Annotated in this window: 21 protein-coding genes; 7 read left to right on the forward strand and 14 right to left on the reverse strand. The window is 41.7% G+C overall.

All coding sequences use genetic code 11. The annotated features are described in order from the left end of the window. Positions 1–2: 2 nt before the first annotated feature. The gene (locus ACGHEH_RS13740; RefSeq protein WP_390446266.1) at positions 3–1,226 is read left to right on the forward strand and encodes a sensor histidine kinase; all 1,224 of its coding nucleotides are present in this window, start codon (positions 3–5) and stop codon (positions 1,224–1,226) included. An 18-nt stretch (positions 1,227–1,244) separates the two neighbouring features. On the opposite strand, the gene ACGHEH_RS13745 is transcribed toward ACGHEH_RS13740, so the two are convergent. Further along, entirely contained in the window at positions 1,245–1,856 is a 612-nt protein-coding gene (locus ACGHEH_RS13745) for a hypothetical protein (RefSeq protein WP_390446268.1), read from the reverse strand. A 199-nt stretch (positions 1,857–2,055) separates the two neighbouring features. Here ACGHEH_RS13745 and ACGHEH_RS13750 point away from each other — a divergent pair, with 199 nt between their 5' ends. Then, on the forward strand, positions 2,056–3,219 hold the full coding sequence (locus ACGHEH_RS13750) for a tetratricopeptide repeat protein (protein WP_390446270.1): 1,164 nt from the start codon (positions 2,056–2,058) through the stop codon (positions 3,217–3,219). A 92-nt stretch (positions 3,220–3,311) separates the two neighbouring features. Here ACGHEH_RS13750 and ACGHEH_RS13755 read toward each other — a convergent pair whose 3' ends face one another. From ACGHEH_RS13755 to ACGHEH_RS13770, 4 genes are all read right to left on the reverse strand, one after another. Continuing rightward, a complete protein-coding gene (locus ACGHEH_RS13755) occupies positions 3,312–4,727 on the reverse strand; it encodes a sensor histidine kinase (RefSeq protein ID WP_390446272.1) in 1,416 nt (471 codons plus the stop codon). 182 nt (positions 4,728–4,909) lie between these two features. Next, positions 4,910–7,783 (reverse strand): TolB family protein, encoded by a 2,874-nt coding sequence (locus ACGHEH_RS13760; RefSeq protein ID WP_390446274.1) that lies wholly within the window; start codon positions 7,781–7,783, stop codon positions 4,910–4,912. Between the two features lie 114 nt (positions 7,784–7,897). Then, positions 7,898–8,152, reverse strand: coding sequence for a hypothetical protein (locus ACGHEH_RS13765; RefSeq protein ID WP_349284882.1), 255 nt, complete (start codon positions 8,150–8,152; stop codon positions 7,898–7,900). A gap of 176 nt (positions 8,153–8,328) precedes the next feature. Next, positions 8,329–9,180: a D-hexose-6-phosphate mutarotase gene (locus ACGHEH_RS13770; RefSeq protein WP_390446276.1), complete on the reverse strand. Its 852-nt coding sequence runs from the start codon at positions 9,178–9,180 to the stop codon at positions 8,329–8,331. Positions 9,181–9,365: 185 nt separating this feature from the next. Here ACGHEH_RS13770 and ACGHEH_RS13775 point away from each other — a divergent pair, with 185 nt between their 5' ends. Continuing rightward, positions 9,366–9,764 (forward strand): YbaN family protein, encoded by a 399-nt coding sequence (locus ACGHEH_RS13775; protein ID WP_390446278.1) that lies wholly within the window; start codon positions 9,366–9,368, stop codon positions 9,762–9,764. On the opposite strand, the gene ACGHEH_RS13780 is transcribed toward ACGHEH_RS13775, so the two are convergent. Beyond that, positions 9,761–10,675, reverse strand: a complete 915-nt coding sequence (locus tag ACGHEH_RS13780) for a diguanylate cyclase (protein ID WP_390446280.1) — start codon at positions 10,673–10,675, stop codon at positions 9,761–9,763. The two genes, ACGHEH_RS13775 and ACGHEH_RS13780, sit on opposite strands and share 4 nt — an antisense overlap. A 464-nt stretch (positions 10,676–11,139) precedes the next feature. Here ACGHEH_RS13780 and ACGHEH_RS13785 point away from each other — a divergent pair, with 464 nt between their 5' ends. Together ACGHEH_RS13785 and ACGHEH_RS13790 are read left to right on the forward strand one after the other, a co-directional pair. Beyond that, on the forward strand, positions 11,140–12,846 hold the full coding sequence (locus tag ACGHEH_RS13785) for an alkaline phosphatase D family protein (RefSeq protein ID WP_390446282.1): 1,707 nt from the start codon (positions 11,140–11,142) through the stop codon (positions 12,844–12,846). 141 nt (positions 12,847–12,987) lie between these two features. Further along, complete coding sequence (locus ACGHEH_RS13790) at positions 12,988–15,108, forward strand: methyl-accepting chemotaxis protein (protein WP_390446283.1); 2,121 nt, start codon at positions 12,988–12,990, stop codon at positions 15,106–15,108. 55 nt (positions 15,109–15,163) lie between these two features. Here the strand turns inward: ACGHEH_RS13790 and ACGHEH_RS13795 are convergent, their stop codons facing one another. After that, positions 15,164–17,896 (reverse strand): M4 family metallopeptidase, encoded by a 2,733-nt coding sequence (locus ACGHEH_RS13795; RefSeq protein WP_390446285.1) that lies wholly within the window; start codon positions 17,894–17,896, stop codon positions 15,164–15,166. A gap of 183 nt (positions 17,897–18,079) precedes the next feature. Between ACGHEH_RS13795 and ACGHEH_RS13800 the strand changes: the two genes are divergently transcribed. Further along, positions 18,080–18,691: a PKD domain-containing protein gene (locus ACGHEH_RS13800; protein WP_390446287.1), complete on the forward strand. Its 612-nt coding sequence runs from the start codon at positions 18,080–18,082 to the stop codon at positions 18,689–18,691. Positions 18,692–18,982: 291 nt separating this feature from the next. Further along, positions 18,983–19,213: a helix-turn-helix domain-containing protein gene (locus tag ACGHEH_RS13805; protein ID WP_390446289.1), complete on the forward strand. Its 231-nt coding sequence runs from the start codon at positions 18,983–18,985 to the stop codon at positions 19,211–19,213. Between the two features lie 67 nt (positions 19,214–19,280). On the opposite strand, the gene creD is transcribed toward ACGHEH_RS13805, so the two are convergent. From creD to ACGHEH_RS13840, 7 genes are all read right to left on the reverse strand, one after another. After that, positions 19,281–20,591 carry a cell envelope integrity protein CreD gene (gene creD / locus ACGHEH_RS13810; protein ID WP_390446291.1) on the reverse strand — a complete coding sequence of 437 codons (1,311 nt, stop codon included), beginning with the start codon at positions 20,589–20,591 and terminating at the stop codon, positions 19,281–19,283. Between the two features lie 76 nt (positions 20,592–20,667). Continuing rightward, the gene (creC, locus tag ACGHEH_RS13815) at positions 20,668–22,149 is read right to left on the reverse strand and encodes a two-component system sensor histidine kinase CreC (RefSeq protein ID WP_390446293.1); all 1,482 of its coding nucleotides are present in this window, start codon (positions 22,147–22,149) and stop codon (positions 20,668–20,670) included. Beyond that, a complete protein-coding gene (locus ACGHEH_RS13820; RefSeq protein WP_390446295.1) occupies positions 22,146–22,838 on the reverse strand; it encodes a response regulator in 693 nt (230 codons plus the stop codon). Before ACGHEH_RS13820 ends, creC begins: the two co-directional genes overlap by 4 nt. Before the next feature lie 157 nt (positions 22,839–22,995). Next, positions 22,996–23,130 (reverse strand): hypothetical protein, encoded by a 135-nt coding sequence (locus ACGHEH_RS13825; protein ID WP_390446297.1) that lies wholly within the window; start codon positions 23,128–23,130, stop codon positions 22,996–22,998. An 88-nt stretch (positions 23,131–23,218) separates the two neighbouring features. Then, on the reverse strand, positions 23,219–23,437 hold the full coding sequence (locus ACGHEH_RS13830) for a TIGR02450 family Trp-rich protein (protein ID WP_390446299.1): 219 nt from the start codon (positions 23,435–23,437) through the stop codon (positions 23,219–23,221). Positions 23,438–23,517: 80 nt separating this feature from the next. After that, positions 23,518–24,285 carry a substrate-binding periplasmic protein gene (locus ACGHEH_RS13835; protein WP_390446301.1) on the reverse strand — a complete coding sequence of 256 codons (768 nt, stop codon included), beginning with the start codon at positions 24,283–24,285 and terminating at the stop codon, positions 23,518–23,520. Positions 24,286–24,363: 78 nt separating this feature from the next. Beyond that, positions 24,364–25,560: an alpha/beta hydrolase-fold protein gene (locus ACGHEH_RS13840; RefSeq protein ID WP_390446303.1), complete on the reverse strand. Its 1,197-nt coding sequence runs from the start codon at positions 25,558–25,560 to the stop codon at positions 24,364–24,366. Positions 25,561–25,599: the final 39 nt, after the last annotated feature.

Genomic DNA, 25,599 nt, shown 5'->3' on the forward strand with positions numbered 1-25,599 from the left:
CCATGAGACATACTCAAACTTTCAAAGTAAAAACGCTCTTAACTGCTTCTGTACTGTTATTGCTCACTTTGAGCAGCGCTTTACTTTATACATGGAGCAGCGATGTGTTACTCACTGCCAGTGTATTTTCAGTCTTAGCTTATTTGTTCAGCTACATAGCGTACCGCATATATTTGGCTTGGTTTGAACCCATAAAACAACTACAAGCCTTTGTGAATGCTAAACAACAAGGGCAAACCAATCTCAGTTTAAACTTTACCGATCACAGCGCCCCCATTGCGCAACTTGGTATGCAACTGAGCAATCTATTTCATCAAGATGAAGCACAGCAACAGCCACTGTTTTTTTCACTGTTGCAGAGCTGGCCCACACCGATTGCAGTATTCGATGAACAACAAAAGCTGTGCTTTTTTAACCACAGCATGCATCAGGCGGTAAATCTACCATTACTCACCGGCATGCCACAGGTACAAACAGGCTTTAAAATCTCGCAGAATAATGTCTGTCATGATGATTTCAATCAACAATGGCAGTTACAATTATTTAAGCTTAAAGAGCAAGGTTACACGCTGGTAAGCGCCTTGTTTATTGGTGAGCAATTACAAAAAGCCAAGCGCCAGAGCCAAGCTGATTTGATTCGTATTTTATCACACGAACTCACTAATTCTCTGGCTCCTATGAGCTCGATGGCAGAGACCTTATTAGAATATGAGCCACTGCCCGAATCACAAACTCGCCAGGCTCTAACTCGTGTCAAAAGCCGCAGCGAGGCACTACTGAGCTTCATAAAAAGTTACGCTACTTTGAGTCGGTTACCTGAGCCACATGCTCAGCATTTTAATTTACAAGGGATCGTTCAAGCGTGCGCAGATGAGCAGAAAGTTGAGCTGTACTACTCTGGCGCCAGTAATTTAATTGCTGATGCAATACAAATAGAACAAGTGCTGATTAACTTAATTAAGAATGCCAAAGAAGCGGCCGAGTCAGACGCAAAAGTCACCATACAAAATCAAGTCATAGGTAGTTGGCAACAGATCACAGTCTGCGATAACGGCCCAGGTTTTGCCAATTTAAGCAATGCACTCACACCGCTTTACACAACTAAACCGTCGGGACATGGACTTGGCCTTGCTATCTGCCAAGACATTATAGAGAGACATGGTGGTGAGCTCTCTTTGAGTAACCACCAAGACGGTGCAAAAGTGACAATACGCTTGCCACTTTGATCTTTATTATGCGCAAGTTTAGGCCAGCGCAGGGCGGCGATAGTAATGAATACACGCCAGCTGCGCAGCATTTGTCAGTAAGATCATCACAAACGTGAGTACGTGTGCCACACTCACTTGCGTCATATGTAACTCTGCACTCAATCCGGTTAAACCTGCAATAAACTGCAGCGAAAAGTAGCGGGCACTCAAGTTCGACACATCCCCACTTTTAATCGTTTTATAAGTTTGTGGCATAACCCTAACTGAGCTCATCACTAAACCCACATAGGTTAGGCCATTTAACAAACTTGCCGCATCGGTATTGGGTAATAATAACAGCCCAAAAGGCAGTACTGAGCACAGCAGTATTATCGCCAACTGTTTACGCTGTTTTTCATCTGAGTTATAACGCACAAAGTAATATAAGATCTGCGCACTCAAAGCACCGGTCACCCCAAATGGCAACACCATGAACAAGCGGTCAAAAAACAAATTGTAAGCAATAAAGTAACTACTCTGTGCCACACCAAAGCTCATCATCATCAGTGACAGCCCTGACACACTGCGATTACGGCGCACTTTATTAATTAAGGGCCAAAAACTAAAGACTAAAATGAGGGATGAGGCGATCGGCAAATAGTCGAACAACGCTGGCTCCTGTAACGATATTGTGAACAAGTAAAAAAGGCGTAACCATCAATAAAATACGATGTAAAAAACTGATTTTTATTGATAATTGAAAGAGGGCGCGCATTTTAGTGAATAACTTTACAAATACAAGCATACGAGGTAAGAATAGAAATTGAGCAGTGCAAAGCTAGATTGACAGATAACAAGGAGCTGTATTTTGCGTTATTTATTTGTGTTTCTTTTCATCACTTTTTTACTGACAGGTTGTAATTCAATACAGCCTAAACCAGAAGAAAAAGCTGTCATTCCCTCACCGATTTCACTAGCAAATCCGACCTTGTTTGAGTTGCAACCCGTTCCCAACGAACAAGACATCTTCTCTCTTCCTGATGCTGAGCAAAAAAAGTTTATAGAAAAATTTAATAGCTCAATATCTCAAGGAAAAAGAGCAGATAAAATAATTGCAGATTACCTTGAATACTCGGTTAGTAACTTCACTTATGACGGTAAAACCTTCACCGCAACTGAGGCATATAAGCAAAAATATGGAAATTGCGTTAGTCTAGCAATTTTAACTCAAGCCTATGCCAATTTAGCAGGTCTAGAAACTAGCTTTCGTGAAGTTTCAACTTACCCGATCTTTAAAAAAGAAAAAGATCTCGTGTTAGTATCTACACACTTCAACACCAAATTATTCGCACCTAAAGAAGAGCCAGAAGATAAAAACTGGATTCAAATTTTACGAGCTGGCACCGTTGTAGACTACTTCCCTGAGCAAAGTACTATTTACCTAGGTAATGCAAAATACCCGAGCTTAGTCGCAAAGTTTTACGCCAACCTCGCTACAGAGGCTCTATTAAAAGAAGACTTTAATTTAAGTTACTCTTTCACCAAAGAGGCCTTTAAGTTTACCCCTCGCAATCCAGAGCTTATTAACCTTCTAGCCATTCTGCATCGTCGTGCCGGTGATACTGATACGGCAAAAAAGCTGTTTGAGTTTGCCCTAAAACATGAAATGGTAAGTAGCAACCTTATAGCATCTTATAAGTATTTAGCCGATAAACTTGGCGACAAAAAACTAGAGCTACGCCTTGAAAGTGAACTAGAAAAATCAGCTAAAACCCCGTTTGATTATTTACAAGTAGCAATTAAAGCAACAAAAAAAGAGCAATTCAGCAAAGCGAAACGGATCCTCAATGCAATAATTAAACACTACCCTTACCTACCTGAACCACATTTTGAGTTAGCCAAAGTTCACTATTTACAAAACCGTCATGACTTGGCCAAAATTGCTTTAGAAGAAGCTATCAAAATGTCTGATTCCCAAGAAAAAACGGGGATGTACGAAGCTAAGCTGAAGTCTCTCGAGCTCACACTTTAGTATTCTATAGTTAAAAAAGCCCAGCAATTTCTGGGCTTGTATAGCACGTATAAACCTATAATAAATAAGACTATTAAATTAAGCTTATATGCTTAAAAGAGTATTTGAGCTTCAGAAGTAACTTTATCTTTGCGAACATTGTTAGAAAATACCTCTGGTAGTGACATCGTAAATTGACTACCTCCCCCTTTTGTTAAAGAGACACTTAAACTTCCACCTAGTTGCTTTTTGAGTAAGTTGTAAGAGATTGATAAACCCAGACCGGTATTACCTTCATGCCTTTTAGTAGTAAAAAAAGGATCAAATATATGTGCTAAGTGCTGTTCACTAATGCCTTTGCCATTATCTTTAAAGTGAATATATATATGATCAATTGTCTTTTCGATTATAACTTCTAGTTTCTTCTCTGACTGTTCAGTCTCAAACGCATGATCAATGGTATTGTTAACAAGATTCGAGATTACCTGCGCGAGTAGACCTGGGTTAGTATAGCGTGCATGACGACTTACAATATTATACTCAACCTGCACTTTGTGTTTTTTCAGCTTAGGGCTAAGCGTATTTAATACTTGCCCAACATACTCTTCTATTATGACTTTTTCACGAGTGGGATTAATTTGGTTGGCCGAGACGTTTTTAAAATCATTCATTAGATGCGCCGATCTATCAAGGTTTGCCAATACTATTTTGAGCGCATCACCAGAGTGATTCAGAAAATCACTTAGCATAGGCTTGGTCAATGTCTTATTCTCTAGGTTTGTACTGACTGCACTCATTTTTTCAGCACATAAACTCGCCGCAGTTATCGCAACACCTAAAGGGGTATTAACTTCATGAGCTATGCCTGCGACCATCTCTCCGAGTGCAGCCAATTTTTTACTTTCGGCGAGCTCTTCTTGCGCTTGTTTAAGTTCATAGATAGTGGCTTCTAATTCTTTTGTGCGCTTTTTCACAATACTGTCGAGCTCTGCATTAAGGTCGCGTAACGCTTCTTCATATTGCAAACTACGGTGTGCATTGATCGCCCGCCCATACAGCTCAGCCAAAGTAGATACAAATATAAGTTCATCATCTTGCCAATGCTTAAGGTGCTGACCTTGATGTTCACAGCAAATAATACCGATCATTTTACCTTTTCGGCGTATTGGCACGTCTAGCATAGAAGCAATGTTACGAGGCTTTAAATAGACCTCAGCAAATTCAAAAGTGATTTTATCGTTCACCGCATCAGCTGCAGCGATGATTCTCTCGTTATCTAGATTCTGGAAGTAAATAGGAAATGCTTGGCGGCTCAAAAAGAAGTTATCGAATGTTTGAAATTCACCATTATCAATCAGGAGATGACATTTTGCGCCACTTTCATCTACTGACCACATAGATGTGCGCGATATGTTTAACCCTTTACAGCATGCTTGAATGATTAAACTACCAGCCGTTTTAAGATCGCCACTATCAATTTCTGGGCTTTGGCTAATTTCAAATAATATTGTTTCGAGTGACTTATCCATATCGCTATTGCTAGATTAGTTCCTTTATCGCAATAGTATAATTCAAACAGCACCCTTTTTGGAAACAACATTTGGAATGTTAATTATGGCTCACAACTCAAAGGTGACTATTTACATAACAAAGCCCCAAAAGATGGGTTACCAAAGAAGCCAACTTTAATAACCCAACAAGTCATTAACGCCTATAAATCAAACCACAGCCCAAGCCATGCGCGGTTTTCATTTTCAAAACGTTCGCTTTCAACTCGGCTTAAGCCTATGTCGATACGTAGATCACTGATCCCCGCAGGGGCGAATTTTGCGCTCCAATCTCGACCATTAAACCAGGTGGTCCATTTGGCTCCATAGCTTTGCCCAAACACCTGGTTATCTAATTGGTGCTGTTGATAATAAAGCCAAGGAGCGCCCTCTGACACTGCCACACCACCACCGTATCCTTGATAACGCTCTGCAACACCTGCAAAGAAAGGTAAGTCAGGCTCATAAATAGTATTTGCCATGACATTCTGGTCAATAAGGCTCGATCTAAAGCCTCCTACATTTAATAATGAATCTTCGCGTCTAGCTTGCTCTGCTTGAATATACAAAGGCATATGAAACGCTTTTCCGAATATAGTCGCAGTAAGGTTGTAGCCCTGCCAGTCCGTCTCGCCTGATTTGCCATTTAGCCATTGGGCTTGAATTTGCTGGCCAATCGCAAATGCCTGCTTGTCATATTGCCAGCTTTGCTCCAGTCCAAGGCGCAACCAGCGTTCGTCTTGGTTTCCTAAGCCTGTGTCTAGTTCACTCGCATGTACGGAAGCATGGCCGGTCAATGACAGCATATTTTGGCGATAGCTATGACTAACCTGTGCGCTAAGCCCTGTTTGTTGCAGTGTATGCGGTGCCATTGCAGCAACCTCGGCTCCGCGACTTTGCGCTGCGGTATCTAGTTCAAACGAAAAGCCCTTTGCCTGCCACTCAGTATTCCCTTGTTGCATTTTTATATCGGCAAAACCACCAACTAAGGTACTGTCGCCCAAGCTTTTGCTCAGCCCAACATGCCAACTGAGTTCTTCTAAGAAGTCAGACCCTTTTACTCCCAGATGTAACACTTCAGTACTAGCGCTGTAATACTGTGAGCCCAAGGTCATGGATGCACTATGATCCCACTTATCATAGGGTTTACTTTGCAATGGCTGTTGGTAAATCTGGGCATCATCAAGTTGCACGGATGCATTTGAGAGTTTAGGGGCTTGCTTCGTGTCACTCAACTCTGTGACCAAACTGGCTGTGTTATCCATGTCCAGTGTGTAAGCATCAGGACCTTCTGACGAAATACCGAGATAAAGCATTTCACTGTCATTCAACTGCTGCGGAAAACTCACGACATGCTGACCTTGACTTAATTGCAACAACTGCTGCGTGCTAAAGTCATAAGCATATAGGTTAATCGCGCCCTCAACACCGGCTACGTAAAACAAGGTATTGCCGTCCTTGGACCAACTGGGCTGAGTTAAGAATTGATAACCTTTAGGGGTAGGTACTTGAAAGCTGTTTTGTGTTTGCATATCTCGCACATACAGCTGCCAGTTTTGATTAAGCCCTGATTTTAAGTAGGCCAGTTTATTGCCATTTTCAGAGATCTCAGGATAGTCGTATGTATCGCCCAGTTGATTGCTTGAAAGTATGGTTTCAGACCCTTTGTTGAGCTCTAAATTCACTAAGTGTGAATAACCATAGCGTACTTTCTCAGCCACAATCGCATTGTTGTTTTTATCTATCGCAAAACGGCGAATGCCCGCATCATCAGTTAACTGTGTGACTTGGTTATCATCGAGTGTCCACTGAAATAGCTCACCTTGCACCGCATGCTGATCATTTGGTTTTTGCACAGATGCCACGAAATACAAAGTATTTTCATCTTTCCAACGCGCATAGCGAATGCCTGAAAAGTTACTTGGCGTCAGGGTGTGCTTTTTTATTCTGCCAAAGGTCTCTGGGGCATTATCAGCTACATCTTTAGGATCTGCCGCGAGTAAGGCTTTTTGCTTTTCATTAAAGTCTTTTTCAGCCTTTTCATTGTCTTTGGTCACATAGATATTAAGCTCAGTACGACCTTTGCTATCACGCTCAGTCACGGCAATGAATTCACCGCTCGGTGATAAACGCAGGTTTTTAGCGTCAAACTTAAAGTCATGCCATAACTTAGTATCCAACTCGGGCAAATCTTGCGCAGAAGCCATGCTCAGATAAGTGTATTCGGCGACAAAGCGCTTATATAATTTTGCTGGATGATCGCCAAATACGCCCTTAAACGCCTCGTCAAAATCACGAGACTCCACCGCCTGCATACGAGTCCAAACAGAGTCTAAAGTCTGCTCACCATAGTTCTTTTCAAGCCATGCCAAGTATCGCACACCGATTAAATATGCCATTGAACCACTCAAATAACTATCGTTACCATTATTGAGCGCAGAATAAGGTAATAATGCGCCTTGGCGTGCGAATTCTGTGAGGAGGGCTTCAGTGTAGTTATCAAATAAACGACCTCGCCCTGTCATTTTCGACTCCATCAAGGTGGCATAACCTTCTGCAACCCAGCGAGGCATGATCGCAAGCGCGATATCGTATGGATCCCATACATCGCGAAGTGTTTGTCGCCATGTACTACGATTAGGTTGAGATAAATGCACCAAATGAATGTACTCATGCAAAATCAATAGTTGCTGCCAACCACTGCTGTTAGAGATCACGGTGTCTGATTGCGGTGGCGTGGTAAATAACGCCATTAGGGGTTTATCGGTACTTGGAATAGCAAAGCCGTTTGCACCATGGTAAGGGTCAAAGACCACTACATCGGCTTTGGCTTCTAGACTGCGATTTTGCTGCTCAAGTACTTTATTGCGAACTAACTCAAGCTCGTGTGCGGCAGATTCTGCCCAGCGCTTATGTCCTTGCGTGTAATGCACATTGAAATGTTCGGTTTCTATGGTTTGCCACATCGGCGCGGCATAACTCATACTCGACAAAGACATGAGTGAGCCAAGGGCGACTTTTTTCATAACTGAATGCATGTTCCGTGATCCTTTCTCAAATATGCGTAAAGCATAAGGGAATCACATTGTTAAGAATGTAGGCAAGCCGTATGAAATTGTAACATGGTGTTATGTAACCAAAACCAAGGGAGCTCAGAAAAAGCTATTCTCGCCCTGCTCTGGCTTTGCCAAAGTGATAAATAACGCCAAAATACCACCAGCCACCACAAACATCGTGACCGCCAACAGCATACTTAGTCCCATATAAAACATAGCACTGGCTATGATTGCCGCGGCTAACCAAGTCGCAATATGGTGCAGATATTTAAATAGCGGTGTGTACGCTCTAATATTGACTAAAGCCATTATCATTAATACTACGACAGCTAAACTTAAAACAAAGATCATCACCCTTCCTTATATTTACTGTGTCAGACACCATCCTTAAAGTTGATTATATGCAAATAAGAATCATTATCAAGTTTGATTTATAAAAAAAGCCACTTCACGCAATGCAGCTTTTTGAAATTAATTATCTCGTTCTGAAATGCGTTTACACATTTAGAACTTATTATGAAAAGGGTTTATACCCAGCGCAATGTCGTTGTCAGAGTATGACTTTGCCCCGGCTCAACGGTAGCAGCGTCATCCATTACATTTGCCGCTTCTAGACACAGCATGGTTTTATATTCGTCATCTCTAAAGTTACTTAAACGCTTAGACTTTTCAATCCACGGGTTCCAAAGCACGCAAGAAGTAGAGCATTCACGACCCACTTCAATGTTACCGTCTGGTGTTCTAATAACTTGAACCGGTGCTGCCTGGGTATACACCATGTCTGTTTCACGAGCGAAACCGACAACTTCATTTTGATCAAATGGGCCTTCACCAAACTCAATAAACTTCGAGCCCTGTAAGCCATCCACTGTCGTCGCTTCAATATTTGGCGTCGGGAAGTAAGTATGCAGTGCTTGAGTTAAAGTAAAGGGTGAATCACCCAAGTTTGCGTTAGTTAGACTCACTTTTAACTGTTCTGTTAAATGAAATTCAACTTCAAGCTTAGATTTATGCGGCCAGTAGGTCTCATCAACCAAAGTCATAGGTAATGAAAGCTTAATCACAATGGCTTCATCGCTTTCATGTACTTCTTCAGCACGCCACATTAATTTACGTGCCACACCATGAATTGGCCAATCAGGGTCGCTGTGCACGCCAAACCATGGCCAGCAAATAGGAATACCACCACGAACGGCTTTGCCCTCTAGATAGTCTTCATCTTCTGACACCCAGATCAAATTGCCTTTGCCAACAGGCGTGAACTCTGTCAGTTGTGCACCTTGTAAAAAGATTTTAGCACTACAACGCGGACCGTCGACATTTAAATACTCGAGTCCAGACTCCGTGCGCTGGATAGAAACTGATGCTGAAAGTTCCATAATTCACCTAACTTCAAAATTTTGATATCTCGACTACATTACCGAATAACCCCACTCATAGTAAACATATAAACGTCCAAATGAAGCATCTTCACGCAAACGTCATGCTTCAATGTTGCTGAAAAACTCGCAAACTAATAACTCTGTGATAAGCTTAAAATATTACATGTTGGCGAGATTAATTAATGAGCAAAAGTAGTCCTAAACTCTTTAATAAATGCTTTTGGCTTCATGCTGCTGGGATCATTTTTGTCGGTCTTGGTTTTGTCGGCATGGCCTTACCTGTGATGCCAACCACCATCTTTTTTATTCTCGCGCTTGCTTGTTTTACTCGCTCTTCACCAAAATTCGCCAACTGGCTACTCACACACCCTAAATTCGGTGAACCGTTAAGACTTTGGCATGATCATCAAGTTATTCCTATCAAAGGAAAATGGGGAGCCGGTTTGGGAATGCTACTTGGGTATGCGATCTTATTTTATAGCCAACCCGCACTATGGGTGTTAATACTTGTTGCAAGTATCGAAGTGGCGGTGATGATTTATATTTTGTCTAAACCTTCTGCACCGCCTATCAGTCTCTAATTAGCGCATTTATAGGTATTGCGCCCTGCGCCTTTTGCTTGATAAAGCGCATCGTCTGCGCTTTGCATCAACGACTCAACTGAGTTGCATGTTTTGGTGGCAGACGCAACGCCCGCACTAATGGTCACAACATTATGTTCAAATTGGCTATGTTCTAGTTCCATACCAGCAATTGCACGCACTAAGGTTTTGGCAATAATCTTCGCACCTTGCAAAGGGGTATCTGGAAGCAATACGACAAACTCTTCACCGCCGTAGCGACATACCGAATCAAGCGGTCTTCTGACAATTTCTTTTAGCTTATCAGCCACTTGCTTTAGTACATCGTCACCCGCCAAATGCCCATAATGGTCGTTATATTTTTTGAAGAAATCGATGTCAATCATGATCATAGAAAGTGAATGAGCTGTACGATGGCGCTGCTTCAGTAGTCTTTCTACTTCAGTATCAAAGAAACGGCGGTTATAAATACCTGTTAAGCCATCAATAAAAGAATAGTTACGTAAAATATCAGCTTGAAGTTTATATTTAAGATGCGTCTTGACACGGTTTTGCAGCGTTTTCGGTACGATAGGCTTAGGCACAAAGTCTACAGCGCCCGCTTCCCAACACTGTAACTGACTCTCTTCATTGGCGTTAGAGGTAACAAATACTATTGGAATTTCAGATAACTTAGGCGTTGCTTGCATTTTTTTACAGGCTTCAAGCCCAGACATGCCCTCTAGTACCCAATCCATCAAAACTAAGTCTGGCTGCTCTTCTTGGCAATAGGCAATTGCTTCTTCGGCTGACTCGACTGTTTTTACATTACATATCTCTTGCAGGCACCCCTCTAGTAGCCTGCGCATTAGCTCAGAGTCATCAACGATTAATACTTCACAACTAGCAAGGTCACTGACATCTTTAAACATAACTCAACTTTTCCATTTATAACTCTGGGAGTACACCTTGCAGCTTTTAACTTAATCGATCTGAACAAGTGCTGATACGAATACCAATTCTCAAAATAAATTACTTAATTAACAGTGATAGATATAACAACTAAGCGTGTCACCATTAAATACCTTTATCGACCAAGATTACAACAACTTAAACACCTAAAAGCAGACACTAAACCTAACCATACTAGTTCAGTCAACTATTTTTGCTCAACCTGGGTTTTTAATACTGACTTTTCCTGTTAGCTTTTGCCCAATCAAGTCCTAAAAACCGCTGATTTAAAACCATATAAATCAATATATTAATAATTATAAGCTGAAACAATATGACACTAGTATGAACAACTTATTACAAGGTAAGACCAGTCGTAAAAATGTCATAACTCTTCTCTAACATCGCCTCTTTTCTGAAGCATAACAATAAAGAGGTACAACTCATGAAAGGGCTTTCACGTCGCAATTTTATTAAAAGTGCATTAGCTGGTGTCGGCGCTGCCACGGTATCTTTATCTTTAACTGGATGTGGTCACAATGACTCAAGTCCATCTTATAACGACTTTGCCGTTGCGTTTGATCACGGTGTGGCAAGTGGTGACCCATTAACTGATAGAGTCATCCTATGGACCCGAGTTACTCCTGAGGGTACGCCTAATAATGTCAATGTCAGCTTAGAAGTCTCTCTAGACAAGACATTTGAAAACATAGAATTTAAAGAGTCACTTTCTGCATTAGCGAAAAACGATTACACAGTAAAAGTCGACCTGACAGGGCTGAAAGCCAATACCCGCTATTATTACCGTTTCAAAGCCAACGAGAGCCCGTCACCTATGGGCGAAACAAAAACCTTACCTGAAACAGATGTGTCGCAAGTGAAATTAGCGGTTATGTCATGTGCAAATTACCCTGCGGGTTATTTTCACGCATATGCTGAAGCAGCAAAAATGCAAGACCTAGATGCAGTACTACATTTAGGCGACTATATTTATGAATATGGCATGGGAGGATACGCCACTGACAAAGCGGCTGAGCTTGGTCGAATGCTACCAGAAGATAACCAAGGCGAGCTCATCTCTCTAACAGATTACCGCAAACGTTATGCGCTATACAGAACAGATACAGGTCTGCAAGCCCTGCATGCCAAAGCGCCTTTCATTGCTGTATGGGACGACCACGAAGTCTGTAACGACGCCTATCTAGATGGGGCTGAGAACCATAATGACGATGAAGGCATGTTTGCCGACCGAAAAATGGCCGCGCTTAAAGCCTATTACGAATGGATGCCTATTCGACCATACGTTACAGGTCAAACCGAAAGCCTATATCGCAAATTTGATTTTGGCTCTTTGGTGTCCCTTTACATGCTCGACACACGTCATGAAGCCCGCGTTAAACCGCTTGATTATCAGAACTATTTTGACCCAACATCTGGTCAGTTAGATACTGCAAGTTTCCAAGCAGATCTGGTTTCCCCCGATCAGCAACTAATTGGAACTCAGCAGCTAACTTGGCTAACTGACAATATCAAAACCTCAGATGCCAAATGGCAAGTACTTGGCCAACAAGTACTGATGACAAAGATGATGCTTCCAGCAGAGTTACTGGCTGCCATGGCCAACCCAAGCCCTGCTATCGCTGCACAAATGACAGAACTGGCGCAATTAAAAGCACGCACTCAAGCAGCAGACCCAACGCTAACAGAGCAAGATAAAATGCGTATCGGTTTTACCGCACCATATAACTTAGATGCATGGGATGGGTACCCTGTAGAGCGTGAAGTCTTATTACAAACAGCTAAAGCCGCAAACAAAAACCTCGTTACCCTTGCTGGCGATACCCATAACGCTTGGTCAGGTAAGTTATGTACAGCACAAGGCGATGTATGCGGATATGAATTTGCGACACCATCAGTGAGCTCTCCTGGTCTAGAGTATTACCTACAATTGCCAGAGTCACAGGTCAGCAAATTTGCTAAGGTACTTGAACTCTTGGTTGACGATCTAGAGTTTGCCAACATCCACCAGCGTGGCTTTATGACACTCACATTTACACCTGATAATGTTGACAGTCAATGGCACTTTATTAGCGACGTACATAGCAAAGTATTTGGGGTTGAAAATAAAAAACTAATCCAAAAAATGTTATAAGTCTCAACAAGGAAGATTAGGAAATGAGCTAATCTTCCTCCTTCAGTTGGCTTGACCCCTGCCAGCAAAAAGTCATAATTTGTCTATATTAAGTAATACTTAATAATCAAAAAGAATATCTCACAATTAAACGGTAGGAATATGAATCAGCGCTCTATTAAGATTAAGCTAATCGCTTTTATTTCCATCACACTCATGTTGCTTGTTGCCTCATTAGTCACCATTAGTTGGGTGCAGCTCAATGATAATAATCAAGTTCAAAGTGATCGTGTACAACGTGTTGTGTTAGACGAAATTAATGCTCGATTAATTGCGAAAGCGAGGTTGTACGCCGAACAAGTCAGTGCTTATATCAACAAGGAGTATCAAATTCCTTACAGCCTATCTGGCGGCATAGCCAAAACAGCAGAGCAAGAACCTATTTCAAGACGAAGCCTGTATTTGATGATGTTGGGAGCGCTCGAGAAAAACCAAGGTATCTCGTCAATCTATGCGCAATTTGAAGCCAATGGCTACGATGGTAAAGACAGTCAGTTTGGTAGATCTGGTCAGACTCATTCGGTTCCTGGTGCAGGCTCTTTAGAAGTTTATATAACCCGTGATGCGCCGGGTAAATTCACGCAACACCAAATTGAAGATCCGGGCGAAAAATACCTCAATGCCCGCAATGAGTTTGGCTTTAGAGAAAGTGAATGGTATTTGTGCGCCAAAGATAATCTTAAGCCCTGTATTATGGAGCCGTACTTGTATGAAATCACACCCGGTAATTCTGAGTTAATGACTTCTCTCACCGTACCAGTGATTGCCAATAGTCGCTTTATTGGTTTAGTCGGTGTTGATATAAACCTGCCACGTTTTCAGACTCTCACCGAAGAAGTGTCGAAGTCGCTTTATAATGGTCAAGCCAAAGTCAGCATACTCAGCGATATAGGGTTAGTAGTTGGCTCAAGCCACTACGACAAGCTGGCACGCCCCTTAACAGAGTCTCTGCCGGGTAACGCGGGCAAAACTATTATGGACAACCGTAAACAACAAACTCAACTCGAAATTGGCAGTCACCTCGTTTTCACTATGCCCATTGAAATTAAGGTCGCCAATACAACTTGGAGCTTGGTCATTGAATTACCGAAAGATCTGGCACTTGCGCGCGCACAAGAGTTAGCGGAACAACAGGCTGAAGACAATGCCTCTGTTGGCTCCAGCATGCTCTTTATTGGGGTGATCACATCGGTTATCGCATTAGCCCTTTCTGTGGCTATTTTAAAGACCATTATCGACCCACTAACAGACATCAAAGACAGAGTAGAGAATCTTGCAAGTAACGATGGTGATTTGACGGTAAAGCTCGACGTCACGCAACATGAGGAGCTCATTGCCATTGCGACAGGCTTTAACTTATTCACACAAAAGCTACGAAATATGGTGAATGACTTAAAAGGACTCGCCAACAACTCTTATCAACAATCAACCAAAACCTCGCAGGCGGCTGAGGATATTAAAACCAAAGTAAACATGCAACATATGGAGATTGATAGCGTGGTAACAGCCATCAATGAGCTCAGTGCCACTGCCAGCGAAGTTGCCCGCTCATCAGAGAATGCGGCAGCTTCAACCAATGCGACCAACGAAAAGGTAAAAGAAAGTGAGCGTGGTATTTCTGCTGCATCAGACTCTGTGCAGGTGATGTCTGAACAAGTTGCCAGTGCCAAAGAATCTATCAATGCGGTTGCCGTTCGCAGTAGTGACATTACACAAATCCTTGATGTAATTCGCTCAATCGCAGAGCAAACCAACCTACTGGCTTTAAATGCTGCCATCGAAGCGGCTCGCGCTGGTGAACAAGGCCGAGGCTTTGCCGTCGTTGCCGATGAGGTCAGGTCTTTAGCTTCTAAGACCCAAGATTCAACCAATGAGATCAGTCAGCTCATTGATAATCTACAAAATGAAGTAAAAACGTCTGAAAACATCATTGAACGCTCAGTGGTACAAGCCAGTGATGCCATGACTCATTGTGGCAGCGCCTCATCACAAATGAGTGAAATGGTACAAGCACTCGATGATATCTCTAATGAAGTTACTCAAATTGCGACTGCTGCTGAGCAGCAAAGTGCGGTAACCGAAGACTTAAGCGCAAATATGACAGGGATTTCAGATGCGGCAGCAGAACTTGCGCAATTGGCTGACACCATTGAAGATGCTGCACAAGACTTGATGAAACTGGTCGAACACAAGAACACACAACTAGGTTTATTAAGAACCTAAACGCAATTTAAACTAAAGGGGCCGAATGGCCCCTTTAGTTTAACTTTCTCTGCTTTTATAAACTCTGAAACGAAAATAATAAGGGTTTAGATGAGTCATTGGTCCACTTGAAGTCTAAGCCGATATCAGCATGCATATAAACACTGTGCGACACTTCTTTTACTACTTTGCCTGCTAACCTGATTTGTAGTTTGACCTCGTAGTCACTTGCCAACTGAGCGAGCTGTTTTTCTATCTGCCTTGTGGTGAACTTTTCACCGTCGAGCCACCAAATTAGTTCATACTCCTCACCGAAACGGTCTACATTAGCGATAGAAAGAGACACGTTATCATTATGTTGTCGCACCATAATAGTGATATTTTCATGAGGCAAAGGCTGGCTTAAAGAAACCTTTTTACTTGTTGAAAACTCAGCTGTACCATCTAATTTTGACATCACTAAAGAGACGTCAAACTCGCCGTACTCAGCAAAGTCATATTCAAAAGGAGCATTGCTCTCCTTTTTAAACAACTCGTTGTTAATTACCCACTGATACTCAAAAGGATCAGCCAACTCTGCATGACTTGCCTGCAGTATACATTTGGTATTTTGCGCCTCACATTCTATAACTAAGTTTGGATCGGCAATTAATTCAATCTGCTTTTCAGCTCGGCTAAGCACGCGGTCATTCTCAACATGCTCAAGCGATATAGCATATGCACCTTTTGCATTCACATCTTGCTCTAATTGACTGTCTGTTTGCTCAATAATTTGCTCAGGTAAAATCCAACGAAACATAGCTTGCTCACCATAAACCGGCAAAACAGCAAGATGTAATGTTTGCTCAACTTGCTTGTAGCTAAAATCTATTGGCGTTCTGGGTGTACCTGCTTCAATATGTACTTTCAGGTCAACAGACTGGCTTAACTCATTTTCTGTACATGCACTTACGGCTAAATCATCAATGCGTAATCTCACTAACATATCGCCGGGCACGGTATCAACATTCGGCAAAGAAATGGCGGTATCAAACTCTGTGGTGCTTAGTACCTTTTCATCGTCTGAAAACTGACGATCTCTATTCAAATCATAAAATACCGATACCACTTTATCCGTGGGTATATTGTGAAATCGAAATTCTCCTAATGACTGCTGATACCATGCGTTTTGTGGTGCCAAAAACGTGTAGCCTTGCTCCAAAACAAAGTCTTCACCATTTATGCTTAACTGATTTGATAGCACATTCTCGGTATCAGGCTCACACAGTGGGTCTGAAAAAATGCTCAAAAGTCTATGACCTGTTTTAATCTGACCTTGTTCGTTTGTCGTTTCAATTGAGAGTAAATGTTCGCCTGACTCTAAATTAAGCTGCGCTTGTTTGATGGCATTAAGTTGAGATTGCGTATTGTAATTCGACTGCCACTGATACACAGGCTGCTCATTAAGGCTAATATTCACAGCGCTTAACTCGGCTTGATCTGACTCTGCTAAGACATAGTTAATTGAGGTGTATAAGCGCTCAATAGAAAAATCGAGGTTGTTAGCTAAGCTATTTGTGGGGATTAAGCCAACCTCTTGCAACTTAGCCGACACTCTGGCTTTGTCTTGTTCTTCTGCGACGTCTAACAAACAAAATGCTGCATGTTCAAAGCTGGAATCTTCAACAAAACACGATTGCGCAGCCTTCATCGTTAAATGGAATGTCTTGGCAACACTCCAGTCATCTGAAATTGATAGACGGTAGAAGAAGCGATTTAAAATACCCGCTTTATAATGCGGGCCTGGCGTTTCAGTTTCTTTATCACGCCAATCATCAATACTCGTGCCATCTGTCCTGGGGGAGTAAAGGTAGCGCAAGGCTCTATTATGAACATATCGATCCCATGCTATAACATAGTGAGCCCCTCCGTCTTTTGATAATTGATGATAAGCATCAGATTCTGTAAAGTTTTGTTCCCCACCCGCTTGCAAGCCTTTGTAAAACTCGCTGCGAACGAATAACGCGGTTAGATCGGCAAACGCTTCCTGAATCGCTGATGTATCGCCATTTCCATAGCCAATTTCAGAGTTCCAGGTTAACAGGGCGTGGCCTGTTTCATGGGCGATAATATCCAGCGAAGTGGCATCTGAAAAAGTACCGTTTCCGATAATTCCCTTTCCCAACAAAACCCTTCCTTCATCCCAAGCACTCGTATATGGCTCTCTACTACCATCTACAACAACATTTAATTGCTGCAAACAATATTCAGCATCTGACTCACATGGAGCTATCGTGTCTGGATACATAGCTGCAAGTGCTTTATGCAAAATATCCATGGTAATACCAGCATAAAAAAAGGCGTCATTCTCTACCTGAAAGCCACCTACACGAATGTAATCTCTAAATATCCCAGCAAGATCTGCACGCTCTTCAATACCTGCTCCACAGTCAAAGCGATAAATTGGATAGCCGTTTATATTTTCTTGAATGGCCACTGCACGGTTTTCTAAATAACATACCCCTTCTTGCTGTGAAAGAACAAAAGGGTAACCACTATGCTGAGAAAACAGCACACTATCTTCGTCTCGATAAAGTAAATTGAACTGTTCTGGAATATAGGGGAACAGCGACCTAGTTCTTTGGTTATCGGGGACGACTGCTGTTTGACAGTCTCGGCTTGGAAGATCTGGCGCCTGCGCACACAGCAAACCCATTTTAGCATTACCCATCATTGCAGGTACGGCGTGATAAGAAGCTTGATTGGCTGTAGCAGGCATAGCGAGCGCAAACAAAGAAGCGAACAAGCTAGGCTTTAAATAATCCTTCAAAGCAAAGTCCTTATTGAAATAAAATAGTATTTAGTGGGTAAAAATCCACCAGACCAAATTACCCCTTATGAACACAAAAGTAAATTACAAATATATTAATCAGAGCGTTAACACCTAGCATAATCGTTATTAATCTGTTATTTGTAATGTATGGAATTCTCTAATTTAAGGACAAAGTATAGAATGTTTAACATAAAACAGGTACTGGGATGTGCCGGCCTATACGCTCTATCCGCCTTTTCAACGTTTGCCAATAGCTCAGGCATCACTGCTTATCATTGGGATTTTGGTGATGGTAATAGCAGCACCGCAGCCAAGCCCGATCATGAATATAAACAGCCAGGCTTTTATCAAGTCACTTTAAAAGCTTTCGTCAATGATGAACTAAGCTATAGCAAGCAGCATCTTGTCGATGCCGTCTCACCTGTGATTGAGTCATTCAGTGTCTCAGGTGACACTGAGATAAAACTTGGGGAGCGAGTCTCATTAACGCCCCAACTAAAAACGTCCAAACCGCTACTGTTGTCTTACGTCTGGAAAACTCATGAAGGCACAGATTTTAGGGGCGATACATATGAGTTTAATGCAACAGAATCGGGTACCTTTACCCTGAGTGTTAGTGGTTTTTTTGATGGTCGAGAGGTTATCAATGAGCAAGTCTCTTACACGATAAGTGCAGACTCTAGTACCGAAACACCTAATAGCAGCTCATCACAATCCGAAGGTGGTGGTTCGTTGATTTGGTTATTACCTAGTATGTTCTTAATGGCCTTTAGAAGGCGAAACGAAAAGTGAGTTTTATCGAGGGCCTTTGGCCCTTTTTAGTGCAAACCCACCTTTAACTTCACAGAAGTAGTGCATCCGCCCTAAACAAGAAAACACAAAACCTTATAAATCAACAAGTTGAAAATCTGGCATAACTCTTTCTTTATATAGGGAGCAAAGCAGTTATCACAGGGGTTTTCATATGCACAACTTGATTCAAACCATGCAGTTAATTTGGCACTTAGACTGGTACTCAAACGTCAGTGTGTGGCCAATTCATGAAGAAAAACAGGTTTCACAACACGCTAAGGAGCAACTTTAATGAGTATGCAACCGGGGTTAAACGAAGCCATGTTAAGCGTCATGATCGGCGAGTCGAGCCTCTCACAAGCCGCATCAAGATATCAAGTTTCAAAACGCAGTCTTTACAGCGCATTACGTTTTGCCAAGCAAGCTCCTGAGCAGCGACAACAACATTTGCAACGAGTTAGAGAGCAGTTAATGGCCAATATCGCCAACATAGATTCTCGGCTCGCCCAGCAAACTGCCTAACCCTAACTCCTCCAAACGTTAGGTAAAATAGCGAGTCGACGATTACTCGCTATTTTTTTACTGAAGACTAATGACCATCAGCTTCAATTACATCTTCTTTTGATTGATACCAATCTACTTTGCGAGTCACTAGCATAGTAATATTAAGCACTAAGAAAACCAGTAGGCTCCCCATAAGCAGTGCGTAGTCTTCTGCACTTAACAAACCAAATAAAAGCCCATATAAACATACTAATCCGAAGCAGAAGGCAGCCCCTTGATTCGTATTTTTTAACATGCCTGACACATACACACTCAGCAAGCTAGATGAAGAAAAAGCGGCAATTAAGTATGCAGAGTTAAATCCTATATGCTCACTTAAAGAGACGAGTAAAAGATAGAAAACAGCGAGTGATAAGCCAACAAAACCATATTGAATTGGATGAAGTGGTTTAGCATTAAACACTTCTAATAAGAAAAAACATGCAAATACTAAAGTGAATACTAATAAAGCATAATTAGTGGCTCGGTAACTTTTAAGATAATGGTCAACACTCTCGACTAAGCTAACTCCTAGGCTACGCTCATTAAGCAACTCACATTGAGTTGCAAATAAACACTTACTAAATAACTCTTCAATATTTGTCGCGAAAAAGTTTGTTTGCCAATTAGCGGTAAAACCCTGCTCAGTGATTGTCGACTCTGTTGGTAAATAATTCCCCACAAAACTTGGATGCGGCCAGTTCGAATTCATTGATACCTGAGTGTGCCTAGCTACAGGTACAACCGAGAGTTTTTGCATACCTTGTAGTGCGAGATCAATTGAAAAATCTAGATCCTGTTTTGCAGATAAGTTTGTTAGAGCTAGATTTACTCTCACTCCCTCGGGAAGCTGTGAAATACCTGTACCTGGTAGTAATGTATGTAATGTATCATCTAACTTAATCTGAGTGTTTTGCCCAATCCCTCTAATATCTTTTATGGCAATCACCAGATCTACACTTTTAATCTTATCGAATTCAATACTACTTAATGCACTGAGCTCAAACCTGCCTTTCATCTCACTCATTGAGCGATACAATATTGCTTTATAGATGCCTCTGTACTTAGAAAATGTATCTAGCTTGCTATTCAAATTAAGACTCTCGGGTAAGATCATCAGACGCTTGTCTCGATTTAATAACTCACCATTACGTTCTTGAGTCTCCGTATAAGTAATATGTAAAAATGGTCCAATAATACGTTGTTCACCGCTACTGCTTCGTGCAATGTCCTCTCGCACTTCATGCTGTAACGCTTGCCTGTCATCAATTAGCCCTTGGATCATAAAAATAGGAATGAGTAACCCCAGAATCAGTATGACAATCATGCCAAACTTAGTACCTAACTTTTGTCTCATATGAATTCTCCGTATTTGTCAGTAATACGAAGATAAACAATCAACTTGTAGGCTATATGTAGCTTATATGGAGTCTTTATGGAGTATGCGCACCGGCTTTAAAAGTTAACGCTACATCGACGCCACCAGTTACATTACCTATTTCCAACTTACCATTGTGCAAAGCCATTATTTGCTCCACAAAATTAAGTCCAAGCCCTGTACTCTTATCACCATTTTGGCGTGGTAAGGAATAAAAGCGTTCGGTTAGCCGTGACAAAGCATACTCAGGAATATGAGGCCCAGAATTATATATACTCACTCGGCATAGGCCATCTTGACTTAAGAGAGAAACGCGGATAACTCCCTGCTCATTGACAAAATCTAATGCATTTTCAAAAACATTAAACAGCGCTTGTTGCACTAAGAAAACATCCCCCTCTATGAATATGCTTTTGTCACCACTAAATTCAAATGCAACACCCTTTTGCTGTGCTCTCACAAATAATGAACTTTCAACATCTTGTAGTAGATTCTCCAAATCAATTGGCTGGTTTTCGACTAGCTCTGATTGTTGCTCTAATTGGGCTAGGTCGAGTAACTTGTCAATTAATATCTGTACACGTTCACTTTCTTTCTCGATATTACTTGCAAATAACTGGCGCTTTTCGTCAGAAAGTGGCATTTGCAAAATCTCACTCGCGCCTTTAATTGCGCTTAATGGGCTTTTTAATTCATGGGTTAAAGTTTGCACATAGTGCTCAACATAGTCTTTCCCATCAAGCTGCTGGCGCATCATTGCCAATGCATCACTTAAGCGCTCATACTCATAAAACACTCTAAAAGAGGGCTTTTGTGCTTTCTCTCCTTGACCTATTTTTTTCGCATAATCGTCTAATTTGTAGAGTGCGCTGTTAATGCGCCAAGCAATTAGCGCCCCAATAAGTAACGCCACAATGCTCATTACGATTAACCAGCTCAGTACACGATATTTCGATGCATCTATAAAAGGTTGCGCTGAACGGTTCGCTTTGGCAACAGTCACCACACCGATCACCTCATCACCATTTTTAACTGGCGCGGCAACATGCATTACCGTCGATAAAGGGTCTCCAGGATTGAGTGCTGTTGAGCGTGCGCCGTACTCTCCTCGTAAGGTTAAATAGACATCATTCCAGCGTGAAAAGTCCGCTCCGACATCTTGCTGCCAAGAGTCAACGAGTACTCTTCCTTGTGAATCTGTCACATAAATACGATGATTAATGGTCTTTTTAGTGATATCCCAAATTGCTGCATCAGGCTGTCGAGAACCATACAATTTTATTTGCTCAGCAAAATGGCTTTGAGAGAGGGTACCAGCTTGAATATCATCTTCGACCATTACCGCAAGTAAGTGAGCCATATCAACCAAAGTTTCTTCGCTCACCTGTCTGACAGTCGGCTTTATTTGCTTCATAACCGTGGAACTCACAAAGTAAGTAGTGAGAATAACCATTACAAAATAAAGCAAAAATAAACGTAACCCTAACGGTATTTTTGGCCAACGACCAAGTTTATGAATCAAGATTTTCACACTCATTCAGAAGTACTTTGTTCATCATAAAAATACCCAAAGCCACGCTTCGTAAACAGTAACTCGGGACTCTCTGCATCTCTGAGCTTTTTACGTATAGACTTGATATGTGTATCAATATTGCGCTCGTATGCACATGTCTGAGCGAGTTCAGCCGCATCCATTAATTGGGTTCTCGAGAACACTTGCTTTGGTGAAGCAACCATTTTTTCTAGTAACTTATACTCAAGCGCAGTCAATCCTAATGCTTTACCTTGATAGACAAAATCATAGTGCTCGCTGTGTAGTACAGCACGAGGGCAAGTTTTTTGCGTGCTAGCCGGTAGCGTTTTTTGTGAAGTTCGCATTCGCAGCTTCACTCTCGCCAGCATTTCACGCGGGCTGAAAGGTTTAGTGACATAATCGTCGGCGCCAATTTCTAGCCCTACGACACGATCTATCTCGTCATTCCTTGCTGTTAAAAAAATCACCGGCACACTTGAAAATGCACGTATCTCTTTGCATACCTCAAAGCCATTGGCATCGGGTAAACCAACATCCAGTACAACAAGAGAGGCATCTTGATTTTGCAGATATTCCAGGCCTGCCCCAGCAGTATCAAACCATTTAACACCAAATCCATCCAGCTCTAGAATGTGGATAAGGGTATCTGCTATTGCACGTTCATCTTCAATTAAAACAATAGTGTTAGCCATTTTAAGCACTGTTCCAATGCATCTTTTTTAGCAGTGTATCAAAAAAGATTTTATCTTTTCGATTATAAAGTAAAGAATAATCTCACCTTTAAAATTACTAAAAAATAATATGATTGTGCTTAGATGGCATTACATGACAGTACCCTCTTTATTCTTGTTAAGCGGTTTTTAAATACGCGCTCACACTGTGCGTTAAGATGTCGACAAGCTCGCTGTCCATATATTGATATTCATCTGGAATATCGAGAACATGAATTGTTTTATGCGCTAAAAGCTGAGTAAACTCAGCCATTAGGCGCTGTTTATGTTTTCTATGTCGCTTCCAGCTTCTTTAATAATTTCTGTGATGACAGTTAAGAGTTTTTTAAATGTTTTAGCTACTATTTCCAACCCATCTTCCACATTTTGGGATTTTTTAGATCGCGCCAGTTAATTTCTATTTCGCGCTTGGTCATCACTGCTTCGATAATGCATTCAATCACGCGACCTTCTTCATCAAACTCAACACTTGTCACCATAAAATGCTTTTCTTTTGATTGTGGGTGAACGGCGGTCCATTTACTGTTTAACAGTTTGCGTGGGGTTAGAGTGTGCTGCATAAAGTTGAAATGAGTTTTCTTGAATGTGGGTGTATTTACGTTTTAAAGCGCCAAACTGATCAACAGCCACTATCAGACCTTTAAAACACAGCCATAAGCTGACGCTCTGACGCTTCAAACTGCTTTTGCAACTTGGCTCTTGCTTGCTCAACTCTAGGATCGTTCAGCGCTTTGCGTAGTGCCGATTCTAAGTATTCATCTGTATCGAGTGTGAGCGCAAACGATAAGCCCTGACTCGCAAACCCTGAGTCATCAAATTTGGCCAAACGCTGTAGTTCATTCATATCATGGCCAAGTGACTTCAACTTACCTGATACAGCAAATACAGTACCGACAAAGCGGTCGACACGCCCTTTCAATAATGCATGTAATGCTTGAGCAGAGTTGAGAGATTTGTGTACATTATCTTCACCGAAGTGATGTTTAATACTCATCATCTTATGTGCATTGCGTTCAACGGCAACCTGTAATTGCCTACCTTCTGGATCAGGTCGTCCTTTCACTTTCCAGATATACTGCTGACCGGTATAAACTTGCGTTAACCAAGTAAAATGCGGCTCTCGCTGTGGGGTTTTAGACATTGAGAGAATAAGAATGTTGGGGTGGTAAGCATCCCTTTCCATGATACGAGCCCAAGGCTTGCCATTGAATTCAGCTTTAAAGTCCGCATTTTCTTTTGCGACAGCAATTAATAGCTCTGCAAAGTCAATTATGGGGCCCTGACCTTTATTGTGTTCATCAATGGTTTGAAACGGCGGGTTATGTTCAAACACCACCGATAAGCGAGAACTCTCAGCCAATGCTGAGCAAGCAATTAAACAGCAATAAAAGAACAGACACAATTTCATTATTTGCTTGCTCAAACTTCTCATCCTCTGAGTATAACCAGCAATCGTAACTTTGCTTTGTTACGACCCCCTTGAAAGCTAGAGGTTAGCCGCTGCTTTTAACCTAGTTTGCGCATCCATAAGCATGTCGTAATAAGGGTATGACTTATCAGCAAGCTTTACAGCCTTCTCTAAAAACTCGAACGCTTTTTTGTTATCTTTTTTTTGTTCATAACCATAAGACAACCCCCACCAAGCATCGACTGAGTTGGGGTGTAGCTTAGTATTATGGGCGAATACCTGAATAGCTTTATCGTAATTGCGCATGCCGATGAGCTGATAGCCTAACTGCCTAACTGCATTATCTGGTGGTGTGATCTGCTCACCCCATTGCTCAGAGAGCTTTTTATAATATGCATCAATCGAGGCCATGTCGTAAGTCAGCTTTTTCAACGGCATTTGCTTTGACATAAATAAATTATGGTAAGCATTAAACGCCCCTGCCGCAGACGTTAGGTTGTGAGATACGCCATCAAGCGCATCACTCACGTATGATAATTTGAACGGTTTATTGTTTTGAATAAACTGCTGCAAATCGTCATAACGCTCACGCATGACACCCGCTTCTTCACCAATGTTCATATAAAGATAAGTATCGAGGGTTTTGTTTTTCTTTAAAAACTCTTTTGTACGCGTCACTGCTGCTCCATAGTTCCACCAAACCGCCGGACTATAAGCTAAATGCGCTTGGAACAGGGTTGGTTTTTCGGTCATCGCATAAAGTGCAAATACCCCCGCAGCCGATGCGCCACCAATAATTTTATAATCATGGGTGCGATACTTTTCGTCGACAAGTGGCATGAGTTCTTGTTCTAAAAAGTCTAAAAACTTTTTACCTCCGCCCCCTAACCCAACTGGACCTTGCGGCTCTTTATTTACGGTCGGATATAAATCTCTCAATCGCTCGGTATTTTCAATTGCCACTATGATGGCCTCTGGAGCGGCATTGTCGTTTTGTAAGCGTTCAAGCACTGAGGTGATCAATGGCAAATTACCCGCCCCATCTAAACGGTAAATGACCGGATAGGCTTTATCAGGCTCAGCTTTATAACTCTTTGGTAGTTGAACAACGACTGTGCGTTCTTCGTTTAAAATGTTCGATTTAAATACATGAGAAAACTGAGTGTAATCAGCTCGTTCTTCGGTTGCTGAAGTTTGAGAAAGCGCCAGCGGAGAAACAGTAATTGAAGACAAAGCTAAACTAAGAGAAAGCGCCAAAGGTTTAAGTAAATGCACGACAAATCCTTTAAAAATAAAGTGGTTACTCGTTCAACA

It is taken from the genome of Pseudoalteromonas sp. MTN2-4 (assembly GCF_042848605.1).
Taxonomy (GTDB): domain Bacteria; phylum Pseudomonadota; class Gammaproteobacteria; order Enterobacterales; family Alteromonadaceae; genus Pseudoalteromonas.

Bases quoted from the DNA above. Each gene is read 5' to 3' on its own strand.
- ACGHEH_RS13740 (WP_390446266.1), top strand. From the start codon at position 3: ATGAGACATACTCAAACTTTCAAAGTAAAAACGCTCTTAACTGCTTCT.
- ACGHEH_RS13755 (WP_390446272.1), bottom strand. From the start codon at position 4,727: ATGGATAAGTCACTCGAAACAATATTATTTGAAATTAGCCAAAGCCCA.
- ACGHEH_RS13760 (WP_390446274.1), bottom strand. From the start codon at position 7,783: ATGCATTCAGTTATGAAAAAAGTCGCCCTTGGCTCACTCATGTCTTTG.
- ACGHEH_RS13765 (WP_349284882.1), bottom strand. From the start codon at position 8,152: ATGATCTTTGTTTTAAGTTTAGCTGTCGTAGTATTAATGATAATGGCT.
- ACGHEH_RS13770 (WP_390446276.1), bottom strand. From the start codon at position 9,180: ATGGAACTTTCAGCATCAGTTTCTATCCAGCGCACGGAGTCTGGACTC.
- ACGHEH_RS13775 (WP_390446278.1), top strand. From the start codon at position 9,366: ATGAGCAAAAGTAGTCCTAAACTCTTTAATAAATGCTTTTGGCTTCAT.
- ACGHEH_RS13780 (WP_390446280.1), bottom strand. From the start codon at position 10,675: ATGTTTAAAGATGTCAGTGACCTTGCTAGTTGTGAAGTATTAATCGTT.
- ACGHEH_RS13785 (WP_390446282.1), top strand. From the start codon at position 11,140: ATGAAAGGGCTTTCACGTCGCAATTTTATTAAAAGTGCATTAGCTGGT.
- ACGHEH_RS13790 (WP_390446283.1), top strand. From the start codon at position 12,988: ATGAATCAGCGCTCTATTAAGATTAAGCTAATCGCTTTTATTTCCATC.
- ACGHEH_RS13800 (WP_390446287.1), top strand. From the start codon at position 18,080: ATGTTTAACATAAAACAGGTACTGGGATGTGCCGGCCTATACGCTCTA.
- ACGHEH_RS13805 (WP_390446289.1), top strand. From the start codon at position 18,983: ATGAGTATGCAACCGGGGTTAAACGAAGCCATGTTAAGCGTCATGATC.
- creD (WP_390446291.1), bottom strand. From the start codon at position 20,591: ATGAGACAAAAGTTAGGTACTAAGTTTGGCATGATTGTCATACTGATT.
- creC (WP_390446293.1), bottom strand. From the start codon at position 22,149: ATGAGTGTGAAAATCTTGATTCATAAACTTGGTCGTTGGCCAAAAATA.
- ACGHEH_RS13820 (WP_390446295.1), bottom strand. From the start codon at position 22,838: ATGGCTAACACTATTGTTTTAATTGAAGATGAACGTGCAATAGCAGAT.
- ACGHEH_RS13825 (WP_390446297.1), bottom strand. From the start codon at position 23,130: ATGGCTGAGTTTACTCAGCTTTTAGCGCATAAAACAATTCATGTTCTC.
- ACGHEH_RS13830 (WP_390446299.1), bottom strand. From the start codon at position 23,437: ATGCAGCACACTCTAACCCCACGCAAACTGTTAAACAGTAAATGGACC.
- ACGHEH_RS13835 (WP_390446301.1), bottom strand. From the start codon at position 24,285: ATGAAATTGTGTCTGTTCTTTTATTGCTGTTTAATTGCTTGCTCAGCA.